This window comes from Arthrobacter sp. NPDC058130 (genome assembly GCF_042884475.1).
Lineage (GTDB): Bacteria > Actinomycetota > Actinomycetes > Actinomycetales > Micrococcaceae > Arthrobacter.
The window spans coordinates 1-13,835 of the sequence record NZ_JBHVTV010000011.1; the positions used below are offsets into that span (position 1 = coordinate 1).

The 13,835-nt window shown below is 66.7% G+C and carries 16 protein-coding genes; 9 read left to right on the forward strand and 7 right to left on the reverse strand.

Going from position 1 to position 13,835, the window contains the following annotated elements; genetic code table 11:
- Positions 1 to 479: 479 nt before the first annotated feature.
- Positions 480 to 1,754 carry a plasmid pRiA4b ORF-3 family protein gene (locus tag ACFVTM_RS16940; RefSeq protein WP_390204845.1) on the reverse strand — a complete coding sequence of 425 codons (1,275 nt, stop codon included), beginning with the start codon at positions 1,752 to 1,754 and terminating at the stop codon, positions 480 to 482.
- A 185-nt stretch (positions 1,755 to 1,939) separates the two neighbouring features.
- On the opposite strand from ACFVTM_RS16940, the gene ACFVTM_RS16945 reads away from it, so the two are divergent.
- The 4 genes from ACFVTM_RS16945 (at position 1,940) to ACFVTM_RS16960 (ending at position 3,464) form a co-directional block, all read left to right on the forward strand.
- Positions 1,940 to 2,287, forward strand: coding sequence for a DUF6176 family protein (locus ACFVTM_RS16945; RefSeq protein ID WP_390204847.1), 348 nt, complete (start codon positions 1,940 to 1,942; stop codon positions 2,285 to 2,287).
- A gap of 141 nt (positions 2,288 to 2,428) precedes the next feature.
- Entirely contained in the window at positions 2,429 to 2,695 is a 267-nt protein-coding gene (locus ACFVTM_RS16950) for a type II toxin-antitoxin system Phd/YefM family antitoxin (protein ID WP_390204849.1), read from the forward strand.
- Positions 2,696 to 2,703: 8 nt separating this feature from the next.
- Positions 2,704 to 3,093: a type II toxin-antitoxin system VapC family toxin gene (locus ACFVTM_RS16955; RefSeq protein ID WP_390204850.1), complete on the forward strand. Its 390-nt coding sequence runs from the start codon at positions 2,704 to 2,706 to the stop codon at positions 3,091 to 3,093.
- A 65-nt stretch (positions 3,094 to 3,158) separates the two neighbouring features.
- Entirely contained in the window at positions 3,159 to 3,464 is a 306-nt protein-coding gene (locus ACFVTM_RS16960; protein WP_390204852.1) for a DUF1905 domain-containing protein, read from the forward strand.
- A 34-nt stretch (positions 3,465 to 3,498) separates the two neighbouring features.
- On the opposite strand, the gene ACFVTM_RS16965 is transcribed toward ACFVTM_RS16960, so the two are convergent.
- Together ACFVTM_RS16965 and ACFVTM_RS16970 are read right to left on the reverse strand one after the other, a co-directional pair.
- Positions 3,499 to 3,966, reverse strand: a complete 468-nt coding sequence (locus ACFVTM_RS16965; RefSeq protein ID WP_390204854.1) for a hypothetical protein — start codon at positions 3,964 to 3,966, stop codon at positions 3,499 to 3,501.
- A 292-nt stretch (positions 3,967 to 4,258) separates the two neighbouring features.
- Positions 4,259 to 5,254: a helix-turn-helix transcriptional regulator gene (locus ACFVTM_RS16970; RefSeq protein ID WP_390204856.1), complete on the reverse strand. Its 996-nt coding sequence runs from the start codon at positions 5,252 to 5,254 to the stop codon at positions 4,259 to 4,261.
- Positions 5,255 to 5,316: 62 nt separating this feature from the next.
- Between ACFVTM_RS16970 and ACFVTM_RS16975 the strand changes: the two genes are divergently transcribed.
- Positions 5,317 to 6,471: an epoxide hydrolase family protein gene (locus ACFVTM_RS16975; protein WP_390204858.1), complete on the forward strand. Its 1,155-nt coding sequence runs from the start codon at positions 5,317 to 5,319 to the stop codon at positions 6,469 to 6,471.
- Between the two features lie 112 nt (positions 6,472 to 6,583).
- Here ACFVTM_RS16975 and ACFVTM_RS16980 read toward each other — a convergent pair whose 3' ends face one another.
- The gene (locus ACFVTM_RS16980) at positions 6,584 to 6,760 is read right to left on the reverse strand and encodes a hypothetical protein (protein ID WP_390204860.1); all 177 of its coding nucleotides are present in this window, start codon (positions 6,758 to 6,760) and stop codon (positions 6,584 to 6,586) included.
- Between the two features lie 321 nt (positions 6,761 to 7,081).
- Between ACFVTM_RS16980 and ACFVTM_RS16985 the strand changes: the two genes are divergently transcribed.
- Positions 7,082 to 8,917: a BTAD domain-containing putative transcriptional regulator gene (locus tag ACFVTM_RS16985; protein WP_390204862.1), complete on the forward strand. Its 1,836-nt coding sequence runs from the start codon at positions 7,082 to 7,084 to the stop codon at positions 8,915 to 8,917.
- Positions 8,918 to 9,006: 89 nt separating this feature from the next.
- Positions 9,007 to 9,189: a PspC domain-containing protein gene (locus ACFVTM_RS16990; protein ID WP_390204863.1), complete on the forward strand. Its 183-nt coding sequence runs from the start codon at positions 9,007 to 9,009 to the stop codon at positions 9,187 to 9,189.
- Positions 9,190 to 9,247: 58 nt separating this feature from the next.
- Here ACFVTM_RS16990 and ACFVTM_RS16995 read toward each other — a convergent pair whose 3' ends face one another.
- Both ACFVTM_RS16995 and ACFVTM_RS17000 read right to left on the reverse strand, forming a co-directional pair.
- The gene (locus tag ACFVTM_RS16995; protein WP_390204864.1) at positions 9,248 to 10,876 is read right to left on the reverse strand and encodes an alkaline phosphatase D family protein; all 1,629 of its coding nucleotides are present in this window, start codon (positions 10,874 to 10,876) and stop codon (positions 9,248 to 9,250) included.
- 154 nt (positions 10,877 to 11,030) lie between these two features.
- Positions 11,031 to 11,234: a cold-shock protein gene (locus tag ACFVTM_RS17000; RefSeq protein ID WP_056738746.1), complete on the reverse strand. Its 204-nt coding sequence runs from the start codon at positions 11,232 to 11,234 to the stop codon at positions 11,031 to 11,033.
- 453 nt (positions 11,235 to 11,687) lie between these two features.
- Between ACFVTM_RS17000 and ACFVTM_RS17005 the strand changes: the two genes are divergently transcribed.
- The gene (locus ACFVTM_RS17005; protein ID WP_390204865.1) at positions 11,688 to 12,077 is read left to right on the forward strand and encodes a hypothetical protein; all 390 of its coding nucleotides are present in this window, start codon (positions 11,688 to 11,690) and stop codon (positions 12,075 to 12,077) included.
- A gap of 180 nt (positions 12,078 to 12,257) precedes the next feature.
- On the forward strand, positions 12,258 to 12,644 hold the full coding sequence (locus ACFVTM_RS17010) for a TfoX/Sxy family protein (RefSeq protein ID WP_390204867.1): 387 nt from the start codon (positions 12,258 to 12,260) through the stop codon (positions 12,642 to 12,644).
- Between the two features lie 57 nt (positions 12,645 to 12,701).
- On the opposite strand, the gene ACFVTM_RS17015 is transcribed toward ACFVTM_RS17010, so the two are convergent.
- Positions 12,702 to 13,550, reverse strand: a complete 849-nt coding sequence (locus ACFVTM_RS17015) for an esterase/lipase family protein (protein ID WP_390204869.1) — start codon at positions 13,548 to 13,550, stop codon at positions 12,702 to 12,704.
- Between the last annotated feature and the right edge of the window lie 285 nt (positions 13,551 to 13,835).

Sequence of the window (13,835 nt, forward strand, 5' to 3'; positions counted from 1 at the left end):
CACGGGGTGGCGGGCCCGGCAAAACAACCAATCCATTACAATAAATTGGTATCAACAAACTTGGCACACTATTGAGTTCTCAAACAACAGACACACCCGGCACCACCACAACTTCACAGTCGCGGATCGCTCCGGAGCAACTTTTCAAACTTACCCGATCTTGGGAGTGTTTGCAAATTCGCATTTCTGCGATTTACATTCTTCCAAGAAGGTCCCCACCGTTATTTAGCACGCAAATTTGCGAACCATTTTCAGGCTGTTTATCAGGGGGTCGGTCGCTTTCTTTCCGCATCAGCGGCGGCGACTCGAATTACTTTACACGCCGGGAGGACCCCGCACAAATCGGCCCTCGGAGACGCTTCCTGGAGTCAGAATCCCCGGATCGTCGCGGAATCTGGCCGCCCCAATCGCCTCCAAAGGCCGGCCCGCCGGCGTCGGACTTTTATGTAGTGGGTCACATCGCGTGAACCGACAGCCAGCTACCTGTCCCCGAGCAGCGCCTGTACCTGCAGAAGGAACTTCAGGCCGCCGTCGGACAGCTCTTTCTCGCTGAGCGCCCAGCGCGGGCCGGGCACCGCTAGCTGGAGACAGTCGAGGGACTCCCGCACCGTGCGGTCAATTTCCCACGCCCAGGATTCCGGGATCGGGTCGCCGGACCGGTTGACGAAACCGGACTCTTCCAGTGCGGCGAGAATGACTTGGTCGCGCAGCATGTAGGACGGGGCAAATCCCTGGACCAGCCAGTGCGCCGCGAGCCTGGTCATGAGTTTCAAGGAGTCGTTCTGCGGGGCCCCGATGGTCCTCACCATGTAGTCCCAGAGCCCGTCCGGGTCGGCCAAACCTATTTTGCCCATCGGCCCGAGCACCAACCTGCCGTTGCGTTTGCGCAGCAGCTTCCAGTCCAGCAGGTGCAGGCGGAGGTTAAACACGTCCGGGGCGTTGAGTTCACGGTTGCCCTTGCCCATGATTTCGTCGTACCAGCCCAGCTCATCCAGCGTGCGCCGGACCATTGCCGGCTTCAGGTAGCCGTCCTTCGTCAGTTCCAGCCCTTCCCCCGCCGAGCTGTCCAGGAACCACATGATGGGTCTGAGCACGGCGTCCCGCTCGGCGGGCGTGAGCGGCAGCGGCCACAGCTGCAGGCTTAGCCGCCCGAGCCTCCGGTTGACGGTCTCGAGGTCGAAGGCTCCGGCGTCGAACGCCTTAGCCCGCTGACCGGTGACTGTCGAAAACCAGGCGGCGGCGTCGTAAAACTCCGGGTGTTTCTCATCCGCGAGGACTTCCACCAGGCGCCGGTAACCGCCGGGGCCGCCGGAGTCCTCCACAGGGCCGCGGTTGGCTCCCTCCACGCAGGTAATGGTCCCCTCCGTGACCAGTCCGGACCCCACTACTTCCACCATGTGTATCCAGGTGTCGCCGAAGTCGTATTCGTACTCGAATCGAGCGGGCCCGGTCACCTGGGCGTCTATCAGTTCAAAGAGGACGACGCCGGAGGCCGGCTCCGCGTCAATGTCCTCAGCCGATTCGTCGGGGCCGACGATCACGCGGGACTCGCCATTGCGGTCGAGGCACCGGATGCCATAGAGGTGGCGGTCCTGCCACCCGAAAGCGCACTGGATTGCTTCGTGGAATTCCGGGACGCTGATGGTCTCCGGGAGGAGGAGTCGCCGCCAAATCTCGGGCTCGGTGCCCTGGATGCTGATGCGAAGATCAAAGGCAGGAACTGTGCTGGGGAGGGCCGTGCCCGCTGTGTGCATGCTGGACATTGTGCCAGAGCCGCGGCGGCGGGCCCCGGAGCTTGGGCCGGCTCGCTACTGCTCGCCATGCGGAAAGGGTGTGCGTCCCGAAGCCTCTGTCCCGCCGTCGGCCGCAGGACTATGCTTCCAGCTGCACCGATGGGATTGCCACCGTGCGGAAACCGTTGCGTGGAAGGACAGCTGTCATGGAATGCATAACCTGGTTCGCGCCGATCCTGCCCGGGAAGCTGGAGGCGTGGAAAGCGCTGGACGCAGAGATGAACGGGACCCGGGCCGCGGACCACAAACGCTCGCGCGAGCGGATGGGCATGACCCGGGAGGTCGCCAGCCTCATGCAGACCCCGCAGGGCGACTTCGTCTGCCTGTACCACGAGGCCGAGGACCTGGCCGAGGCGTTCCGGATCCTCGCGACGTCGGACGATCCCTTCGACGTCTGGTTCCGCGAGCAACTCGTGGAACTCCACGGCCTGACGCCGGAAATGATCCAGGGCCCTCCCCCGGCCCAGCTGACGTTCGACTACAAGGCGGGGTGATCGGCCGCTGGTCCACGGCACCGGCCAAACCGACCTCGACGTCGGCATGCTGGTCCGCTGTCGGGTTGCGCTTCTCCGGGCCTTACGTCAAGCCTATTCCCGGCCGGCCGACGCGTTGCTACGATTGCTACGGAGGCAGGCATGACAACAATTCCGCATCGCGAGCTTCGCAACCAGAGCAGCAAGATTCTTGAGCGTGTGAAGAGCGGTGAAACCATTGAGGTGACAAACAATGGGGATGTCGCCGCCGTTCTCATTCCGCCGTCCTCTTCGCCGTTTGAGCGGCTGCTTTTGGCAGGACAGATCCGCCCGGCCTCCCCCGGTTCCGTTAATTTTCAGGCCCTCCCGCGAGTCAGTTCAGCGCTCACGACGGCGGAAATCCTGGCCGACGCTCGCGGGGACCGTTGATCCTGTACGTGGACGCCTCCGCGGCCCTCAAACTGGCGGTTGAGGAACCGGAATCTGCGGCCCTGGCGGCGTACCTCTCGGCCGCAGCGTCCCGCGGCGACCAGCTGGCGGCTTCCATGCTCATGTATACGGAGCTTCACTGCGCCGCCCACCGGCGGGGACTTCCCGCTGGGCTCATAAATTCCGTACTGGGTGGAATCAACCTGGTGGACGTGGCGCGCTCGGACCTGATGTACGCGGCTGCCTTGCCCGGTCGGCTGCGCAGCGCCGATGCCATTCACCTGGCGGCTGCCATCCGGCTCCAGGTCGATGTCATGATTGCTTACGACGCCGAACTGCTGGCCGCCGCCGTCGACGCCGGCCTCAACGTCCTCTCCCCCCCCGCCGTCCGGCCGTGAACGCGCAATAATCCAAGCACCTGGACTTCGGTGAGCGGCCCGGCGCAAAGTGCCATACTCAGGAGGTGACGACGTCGTACGCGTTCCGTGCCGAGCTGTGGCACAACCCCGAGCAAGCCAGCTGGCATTTCATCACGTTGCCGCCGGACCTGGCGGAGGAGATCAAGGACCAGGCCGCCCCGTTCCGCAAGGGCTTCGGTTCGGTGACGGTGAGCGCCTGCATTGCCGGGCAGCGGTGGGGGACGTCGCTCTTCCCGGACAGCAGGCGCAACTCGTACCTGCTGCCCGTCAAAAAGGCCATCAGGGCCGCGGCCGGCATCCACGCCGGGGACGAGGTGGACGTGGAACTCGACCTGGAGCTCCCGGGCTGAACCCGGCGACGATCCGGAGCCGGTCCGGGTACCGTCACCGCGCCGGCGTGGCCTCCACGAACGCCACCTGGGTGGCATATTGCTGATAGAGCTTGACGGCCTCGTCGATGTCGATGTGGCCGAAGTTCAGCGAGACCTGCAGCCCCTCCAGCTGGGCGCTGGCGGTCTCGGCCGCGCTCACCCGGTCCGCCACCGACCGGGACGTGGCGAAATTTGTTGCCAGCGCCGCGGCCACGGAACAGATCACCGCCAGCAGGCACAGCCCGCGCCACACGATCGAGTCGTCGCCCAGGTTGAAGACGGCCGCCACCGCTTCGGTGAACCCCGTGCCCCCGACGGCGGGACCGGCCGTGAACGCGGCGGCCAGCGCGCTGCCCACAATGCTGATGCCGGCCAACCGGGTCCGGCGTGGTCGTTCCCGGCCGAGGTAGGACTGAAGGTCCCGTTGCTTGTCATCGATGCGGTTGGATAGCTTCTGCCGCGTATCGGATGTTTCGTCCATGACCTGGTCCCCGGTTCCCTCGCCGATCCTGTCCGCACGCCTGGAAAGTAGGATCCGGCTGCCAGCGATCCCCCGCTTCCCCGGCTTTCCCCAGCCAAGGCGGAAGCTCCCGCCGCGTAGCCGCTCCTCCCGAAACGCGCACACGTTTAGGATGCTCCCGAGCCACTGCGGGTGTCTATATGGACAATCTGGACGGACCCGCCTCTGCACTCCCGACCCAGCCGGTACCGGCCGCTGGCGCCGGCCGCCGGTGGTGACTGCCGACGTCGGGCTTGTGAACATGGCAGTTTGGTCAAGGACCGGTGTGACGGCTTGAACCGGGATCTCCTTGACGCCCGAGGTCGGTCGCGCTGGCGAGCCGGGCTGCCAGCGACCTGATGTGCTCCACAAGCTCCTGGGGTTCGTGCACCTGGAAGTCGAACCCTTTGGTTGCCACGTAGATGGCCAGCTCGTCCAGCGAGTTGGACCCGGCCCGCAGGGTGCAGCTGTGCTCGTCGATCGGCTCCAGCGCTCCGGTGGTGGGGGCAATCCGCTCCGCCGCGGTCTCGGCGCTGACATACAGGGTGAACCTGGCCTGGTAGCGGTAGGCCGACGTGGAGATCTCCCGCGAGGTATAGCCGCTGATATCCGGGTCAGGCGGGGTGCGGGGCGTGAACCGGGGGCCGGTGGGCGTGCGCGGATCGAGGCGGTCCACGCGGTAGGTGCGCCAGTCCTGGCGGTCGACGTCCCAGCCGATGAGGTACCAGCGCCGGCCTGCATGCACCACCCGGTGCGGCTCGGTGGTGCGGATGCTGCTGGTTCCGTCGTGGGTGCGGTAGTCGAAGCGAAGGCGCAGCGAGTCGCGGCAGGCGGCGGCGATGGCGGTGAGGGTGCTCGGGTCGACGGTGGGGCCGGAGCTGGCCATCGGCACCACCATCGACTGCAGGGCGTTGATCCGGTGGCGCAGCCGGGACGGAAGTACCTGTTCGAGCTTGGCCAGCGCCCGCACAGAGGTCTCCTCGATGCCGGTGATCGAACCGCCAGCGGCCGTGCGCAGGCCCATCGCGACCGCGACGGCTTCGTCGTCGTCGAGCAGCAGCGGCGGCAGGTCCGCGCCAGCACCCAGCCGGTAACCGGCGGTGCCCGCGGTGGCCAGCACGGGGTAGCCCAGGCCGCGAAGCCGGTCGATATCGCGGCGCACGGTACGTGGGGTGATCTCCAGTCGCTCGGCCAATTCGGTGCCGGACCAGTCGCGTCGGGTTTGCAGGAGGGAGAGCAGTCGCAGCAGCCGTGCCGAGGTTTCCCACATGATTTGAAGTTTGCCATAGCCTAGGACCGAAGCTGACCTAACTGGTTCCTAGAGTTATTTGCATGGAGAACAACAGAGAGATCCGACCCTTCACCATCGACATTCCCCAGGCTGACCTGGACGACCTGCGGGACCGCCTCGCCAGAACCCGGTGGGCCGCGGACCTGCCCGACGTCGGCTGGAGCCGCGGGGTGCCGGCGGGCTACCTCAAGGAGCTGGCCGAGTACTGGCGCGACGGCTACGACTGGCGCGCCTACGAGCAGGAACTGAACAAGTACCCGCAGTTCACCACCGAGATCGACGGGCAGAACATCCACTTCCTGCACGTCCTCTCACCCGAGCCGGACGCGCTGCCGCTGATCCTGACCCACGGCTGGCCCGGCTCGATCGTGGAGTTTCTGAATGTCATCGGCCCGCTGACCGACCCCAGGGCACATGGCGGAGACCCGGCGGACGCGTTCCACCTTGTGATCCCGTCGATCCCCGGCAGCGGATTCTCCGGACCCACGGGCGAGGCTGGCTGGGACACCAACCGGGTGACCAGGGCCTTCGCTGAGCTGATGAACCGACTCGGCTACAGCCGCTACGGCGCGCAGGGCGGGGACACCGGCGCGGTCATCTCTCCGGGGCTCGGCCGGCTCAACCCGGACAAGGTGGTCGGCGTGCACGCGAACGGGCTCTCCGCGTTCACCGAGGTCACCCCGGACGAGGCGGGAGAGCTGACCGAGGCCGAGCGGGGGCGGCTGGATCACCTGCAGTACCTGAAGACCGAGCAGTCCGGCTACATGATGATCCAAATCACCCGGCCGCAGACCCTGGCGCACGGGCTGCACGACTCCCCGGTGGGGCAGTTGGCCTGGATCGTGGAGAAGTTCAAGGAGTGGACCGATCCGGCCGCCGAACTGCCCGAGGACGCGGTGGACCGGGATCTGTTGCTCACCAACGTGATGCTCTACTGGCTGACCGGCACCGCCGGGTCCTCGGCCAACAGCTACTACGAGACCGCGCACGCCGGAGCCTGGGGCGCGAGTGCACGTTCCACAGTGCCGACCGGGGTCGCGGTGTTCCCCATGGACGTGTCCATCCGGCGCACCCTCGAGCCCGAACACACTCTGGTCCACTGGTCCGAATTCAGCCGCGGCGGCCACTTCGCCGCCATGGAGGCCCCCGACCTGCTCGTCGAAGACATCCGGGAGTTCTTCAGCAAGGTGCGCTGACCCACTGCGGACACTTGGGGGCCACGCCGACGTCGGGCCTGACCTCCGCCTCCGGTACTGGAGGCGGGGGTCAGACCCGCGTGGTTACTGTCGTGCGGTTTCGGGCGTCGGGTCAGCCCTGGAGGGTCCGCAGGGTTGCGTACGGTTCGCTGGGGAGGTTGCCGGCCTTCCATGGGCGCGTTGACCGAACGGGCGGGGTGTGGCCCCGGCCGTCGCGGAAGACCGCGACGAAGGTGGCGACGACTGCGTAGACCAGGAGTCCGGCGAGCAGGATGGCGGCAAATTCCATGTGAGAAGCACCTCGGGCGAGTGATGGAGCTGGTTGTTGGGGCGGATGATGGAACTGGTTGTTCGGGCCGGATTCCGGGGTGATCGGTGCGGGTTTAGAGTTGCGGGTGCGGGTCGGGTTTCCGGTCCTTTTGTGGGGACATGTCCAGTTTCCGCGCCCACCGTGTGAGCCACCGTGTGAGCGGTTTTCTGCCCGGCTTCCGACCAGTTTCCCGGCCAGTTTCCTGCCCCGCTTCGGCTCGGATCGCACCCGTCATTCCCTCACGCTGACGCCCACCATCACCCCCTCCCGCGCGCCCGTCGTCGGCGTAGCATGACTCATATGGCCGAGACTTGGATTCGGCTCCTCGGTCCGCCCCGGATCGAGTCCGCTGGCACCGCACTCCGGCAGCCCCGGGGCCGCAAGGCGTGGGCTGTGCTGGCCTACCTCGCGCTTCAACCGGGCGGCACCGGCCGGGCCCGGACGGCGGCCCTCCTGTTCCCCGACGCCGAGGACCCCCTCGGTGCCCTGCGCTGGAACCTCTCCGAGCTGCGGCGGACCCTCGGGGCGGAATCGGTCGGCGGCGACCCGCTGCGGCTGGTGCTGCCGGCCGATTGGAACTGCGACGTGCTGGCGGCCCTGCAGCCCGCCGGCGGCGCCGACCCGCGCACCTTCGACGGCGACCTCCTGGAGGGCCTCGATTTCGAAGAATGCCCGGCGTTCGAATCGTGGCTGGAGGACCAGCGGCACCGGCTCGAGAACTCCATCCTGACGCTGCTCTATGAGGCATCGCTCGCCGCGCTGGCGGCCGGAAGGGCGGACGACGCCGTCGACCTCGCCACCCGCGCGCTGCACCTGGACCCCTTCAACGCCGACTGCCACGCCGTGCTGATCAAGGCCCTGGTGTCCCTGGGCGAGTACCGGCGGGCGCGGGAACAGGCCGACAAGTGCCGCGAGCTCTACCGCCGGGAACTTGGGCTCGGCGTGCCCGGGGAGGTGCGCCGGGCGCTGTCGGACGCGTCGCCTCCGGCCGAGCCCGGCCTGCCTGCCAGCTCAGCAGCGGTGCGGTCCTATCTTGATGCCGCGGAGGCGTCGCTCTCGGCAGGCTCGGTGGACCGCGGGCTGGAGCAGCTGCGCCTCGCGGCTGAAATCGCGCAGCGGACCGGCGATCACCATCTGCTCGCCGAATCCCTGGTGACGCTGTCCGGGGCGTTGATCCATCAGGCCGGCGGCCGCGGCGCCGAGGTCGCCGACCTCCTGCACCGGGCCCTCAAATCGGAAGGATTGGACCCGGAGTCGCTGCAGTCGGAATCGCATAACCCGGGGCGGCCGGCCTCGCGGGTGGCGGCGGCAGCGTACCGGGAGCTGGGGTACCTGTCCGTGCAGCGCGGCATTCCGGACCGTGCGGCGGGATGGCTGGAGCAGGCGGCCCGGGCGGCGGACGGGTTCGACGACGAACGGTCCAGGATTCTGGCCATCCAGGGCATGGCGGCCTCGGACACCGCGCACTACAGCGAGGCGCTGGCGGCCCTGGCCGAATCGGTCCGCCTCGCCACCGCCGTGGGAGGCCGCCGTCTGCTGGCGTTCAGCGAGGCCCTGGCCGGCCGGGTGCATCTGCTGCGCGGGGATCTGGAGCCGGCGGCCGAGTGCCTGGACCGGGCCCAGGAACTGATCGCGGCCGAGCACTGGACGGCGTTCGAGCCCTTTGTCGCCGGGCTCCGCGGCGAGACGTTTCTCGCCGCCGGCCGGCTGGAGGACGCCGCTCCGCTGATCGACCGCTCGTGGGTGATGGCCGACGTCGGCGGCGACCACTGCTACCTGACTCTGGCCGCCGGGGCCAAGGCCCGGCTCAGCATGGCGCTGAACGATCAGGACGCGGCCGAGTCGTGGCTCAAGCGGGGCCTCGACACCACCCCCTGGTATCTCTGGTACCGGGCGCGGCTGCTGGACACCGCCGCCGAGGTGGCGATCGACGCCGGCTCCCCCGCCGCCGGGGACTACGCCGACCGGCTGGGCACCATGGCCAGCCGCGGCGCCCTGCGCGAACTGCTGGTCCGGGCGCACTCGCACCGGGCGGTCCTGGGCGACGCCGCGGCCGCGGAGACCATCCCGTGGCTGGCCAAGGACATCGACAACCCGGCCCTCAACACGTACCTGGCGCGGCGCGGGCAGCTATGACGTCGGGCTACGGCGCGGGGCTGTGGCGCCGCGACGTTAAGGCGAAGATTCCTGCTGACGGGACGCACACCCGGTGCTAGGGTGACGAAATGGCAGCAACCCTGGTTCGTCCCCGGCGTGGCAAAGTCGTCGCCGGCGTGTGTGCGGCCCTGGCCGACCGGTTCGAGGTCCCGCGGGCTTTCGTCCGCCTCGGGTTCATGTTCTTCGGCCTTTTCGGCGTGGGCGAGTTCGTCTATGTCGCGCTGTGGATCATCATCCCCCAGGGCGATTAGCCCGGGCACGACTTCAGCACCGGGCAGGACCGCACCGGGCACCGGACCAAAAAACGCGTCAGCGCTCCGGCTGCAGCTCCTTGCTCCAAAGCACTGCGCCGTTGGCGTTGCGGAGGCTCACGGTGAAGAGGTCGTCCTGGCCCAGGTCCACGTGGCCGAAGTACTGGCTTTCGCCGCTGCGCGGGGATTCGTTGGCGTAGGCGCCGGCCTTGAAGAAGGCGACCTCGGGTCCGAAGGTGCCGTCCATGGCGTTGGGACCGAAGCTGCCGGCGTTGATGGGCCCGGCCACGAATTCCCAGAAGGGGTCGAAGTCGGTGAAGGCCGCCCGCTCTGGTGCGTAATGGTGGGCGGCGCAGTAGTGCACGTCGGCGGTGAGCCAGACCACGTTTTTAACCCGGTTGCGCTTGAACGCGGAAAGCACCCCGGCGATCTCGAGTTCCTTGCCCAAGGGGGCGCCGGCGTCGCGGTTGGACAGCGATTCCTGGTTGACGGGCCCGTCCGGGACGATCACGCCGAGCGGCAGGTCGTTGGCGATGACTTTCCAGGTGGCCTTGGACTGGCTGACCTCCTTGATCAGCCAGTCGGCCTGCTCCTGGCCGAGGATGTGCGTCAGCTGCGGTTCCTTGCCGTCCGTATTGGGGTCCTTGAAGCTGCGCATGTCCAGGCAGAAGATGTCCAGCTGCGGTCCGCGGGCGATCTTGCGGTAGATGCGGGCGGGTTCGAAGCCGGTGCTGCGTGCGGTGAAGCGGCCGCCGAGGCCGGCGATGGGCTGGTATTCCTGCCAGGCCTGGCGGCCGCGGGCGGCGAGGACGTCCACGCGGCGTTCGGTGTAGCGGCTGTCGGTGAGGATCTGGCCCGGGTACCAGTTGTTGTGGGTTTCGTGGTCGTCCCATTGCGCAATCACGGGCACCTCGGCGTAGAGCGCGCGGACGTTCTTGTCCATCAGGTTGTAGCGGTGCCGGCCGCGGTACTCGTTGAGCGTTTCGGCCACCTTGGCCACCTCCTCGGTGACCAGGTTGCGCCAGATCTGCCCGTCCGGCTCGGTGACCTGGGCGGTAATGGGCCCGTCGGAGTAGATGGTGTCGCCGGAGTGGATGAAGAAGTCCGGCCGGGTGGCGTGCATGGCCGCATAGCCGCGCATGCCGCCGATGTCCTCGTTGATGCCCCAGCCCTGGCCGGCCGTGTCGCCAGACCAGACGAAGCTCTGGCCGCGGGACTGGCGTCCGCTGCTCAGAAGGCCCCTGTCGGGGGCGGTGCTGAAGGAACCCTGCGCTGTTTCGCCGGCGTTGCCCTCAGCGTCCTCGAAGTACATGCTGACGGCGAAGCGGGTTCCGGCGGGCAGGTGGTCGGCGTCGATCCGGGCGGTGAAGTCGGTCGCTTCGCTGGCGGTGCTCCCCCGCAAATCCCGCTGGAAGGCGCGGCCGCCGCGGAGCGGAGACCCGCCGTCGTCGACCGCCAGCAGGCTCGCCACCAGCCGTCCCGGGCCCGACGCGCGGGACCACAGCACGCCGGAGCCGCTGGTGACGTCGCCGGTGGCGATGCCGGACGGAAGGGTCAGGCGGTTGCGGACCAGCGGGATGGCGGCGGGCCGGGCGCTTGCTGTTGCGGGGGTTCCGGGCACGACGGCGGCTGCGGCCGTGGCAGCGAGGGCACCTTTGAGGACATTGCGGCGGGTGAAAGATGTCATGCGGCCAGCTTTGACGGCCCGGGTGAACCGGCGGGGACAGGGGCGTTAACACAGTCCGATGGCAACGAGATGATCTGTGGACTTAAACAAAAAAGCAGGGCCCGTCCGAAGACGGGCCCTGCTCGAAACCTAACGGTCCCGGGTCTCTAGGAAATTAGAGAGCCTGGATGTTGGTAGCCTGGGGACCCTTGGGGCCCTGCTCGGTTTCGAAGGAGACCTTCTGGTTCTCTTCGAGGGAGCGGAAGCCGGAGGAGTTGATCGCGGAGTAGTGCGCGAAAACGTCCTGCGAGGAGTCATCGGGGGAAATGAAGCCGAAGCCCTTTTCAGCGTTAAACCATTTGACGGTACCAGTAGCCATTATTTTTGTCCTTCGTGAAGGTGGAGGAACTGTCCCGACTTTCGGGTCCTCCTGTGTGGGGTGCTCAAAACCGCTGCTTCAGAAGAACGCGGACTTTCGACCGCGCGTACTGCCTGAACTACGAACTGCATAAACACAACAACAGGTTCAACCATACAGGAGATTTTTGGGCCCGCTTACCACAGACGGACGGGCGTACATGTGCCAACCCGAAAGGCCACTGACTACCTATCGTGTTGATCAGCATCTGATCAGCCTTCAGGAAGTCATTGACCCGGGTTGTCAGTTCCCGCGTGCCGCGCCGGTGACGCTCCATGCCAGCGAGCGCGAAGGCGCGTTCCAGATTGGTGGCGCTGCGTCCGGGGATCCGTCATCGCCGTGCACGGCGGGGACGGGTCCGCCAGGGGATGCCAAACCCTTCCTCAATGGACCGTTTTGAAGTTAATGTTGGCCATGGGAATGGTGGTTGGGATTGTAATCTTCCTGATGCTCTGGCTCGGCGTGTTCGTGGCCTGCATAATTCTCCCCATCGTGGCCGTCGCCAGGTATAACCGGAGGCGGTCGAAGCAGCCACTGCCGGCGGAACCGGAGTGGCCGCCGCTGAGGGCGAGGTACGACCTGCCCGCCGTGGTTAGGCTTGAGCCCAAGGCCACACCTTCCCGTCAGCAGATCGAAGCCGCCGGCCCGGTAATCGAGCCCAAGTGGACCGAGACCTACAGGGGGAACGTCGTGCAGGAAAAGAACGCCTGGGACCGCGACTTCAAGGAAGCCAAGCAACTGGCAAGGGCCAGGCTTGCCTCGCCGAGCCGGGGATCTACAAAGAAGCGCGGCCGCGCCGGTTGACCGTGCGGGCAACGTGTTCCACCGGTGGTTCAGAACCTGTGCTTAGCGCTAGCGGAAGCCGCCGAAGGGTAGAGGCGGCACCCGCTCCGACCGCCGTCGGGCACACCGCCTGTACCGTGCACGGCCGCGGGCATATCCTGCAGGAGGACCGGCACGCGACCTGTTACCGGAGGAAGACCCATGGAAATGCCGAAAGCGTCCGACGCCGACAAGGAGCACTTCCGCTCGGTGCTACCCGACCATCCCGAGGTGGTCGTCAAGCCGATGTTCGGAAACCTGGGGGCATTCGTGCACGGGAACATGTTCGCCGGCCTGTTCGGCCCCACCATCGGCGTGAAGCTATCCGATGCGGACAAGGAGCTGCTGGAAAGCACCGAGCGGACCGTTCCGTTCGGGCCGCCGGAGCGCCCCATGGGCGGCTACACCGGATTGCCGGAAGTCTGGAACGCCGAGGGCGCCGGCGATGAGGCGCGGGCCAAGGCGTGGGTGGAGAAAGCATTCGAGCATGTGGCCGGGCTGCCGCCGAAGTCTCCGAAATCCCCCAAGACTCCGAAGGCGACCGCCTAGTCAAACATGCGAACGGGCCCTTCTACCTGCCCAAATGCCTCATCGCCGAACGCACCTCTAGACGCATATGGGCTGGTACGCCGGATCAGCAGGCCCGGACACCGTGCCAAGTGCGTGGGCCACAATCTGGTGCACCACGGGGTCGTTGGGCGTCTGGTCGTGTTCGAAGGCGTCGGCTGGGCACTTGTCCTGGATGTTGATGTTGGTGACCTGCCGCGCCGGTCCGCTGAGGAACTGGCTGTTGTAGGGAATCACCACTTCGTCGTGGACCGTGGAGATGACGGTATAGGAGGGTCCCGCAACCGTATCGCCGATGGAGTTGAGCTTCTGCATGAAAGCCGACCCCGCCTGCTGGTCTGCGCAGGCGGCACAGCCCACGCCGGTGTAGTTGGGGTCCGGGACAGCACCCGGCTGCGGGACGATCACACCTTCGGTGCCGTGGTTGGAGGGTGCGATCCCGATGAGCTGACGGACATTCTTGGCGCCGCCGAGAAAGCCCATGTAGTAGCGGGGCATCATGCCGCCCTGACTGTGGCCCACGAGATCCACCTTCTTGGCGCCGGTGGCGGAACGCACCTTATCCACGAACGGCGCGAGCTGCTGCGCCGAGTCCGCGACCGGCGCGGTGGCGTACACGCCGTTGGTCTCGCCGTAGTTGAGGGCGAAGACGCAGTACCCGGCGCTCTTGAGGTATGGCGAGAGCGTGGACCAGTTCTTGTCCATGCTCTCAAAGGTCCCAGGCACCAGGATGACCGGATATGGATGCTCAGCGCTTGGTTTGCAGGACCAGTCATTGGCGCCCGGCGGGGAAAGCTCAACAGTTCCCGCATGGGCGGGAGCAACGGCCAGGGAACCGGCCAGGATGGCAGTAACTGCGGTGGACAGGACTTTGGTGAGCAGTGACATAGAAACCTCTTTGTTCGTGTGTCAGCGGGCTGCGGGCCAGCAGTAATCCCTGTGCTGCGAATCAGTCAGGGCTGCCCGGTTACTCAACGGTAGGCAGCCGGCGCCCCGCTGCGGCTACGAATTTGCACGGATGTGCACGGAAATCGATTCCGAGGGGCGAACCCTGTCCGCCCTGAAATGGCGCTCCTCCGGGACCAAAGCTACTGGTCGGTAGATTCTTTTCGCAGGAGGGCTGCCTGGGAAAACCGACAACCGCGCCTGCACAAACGTTCATTTGACGGGAAG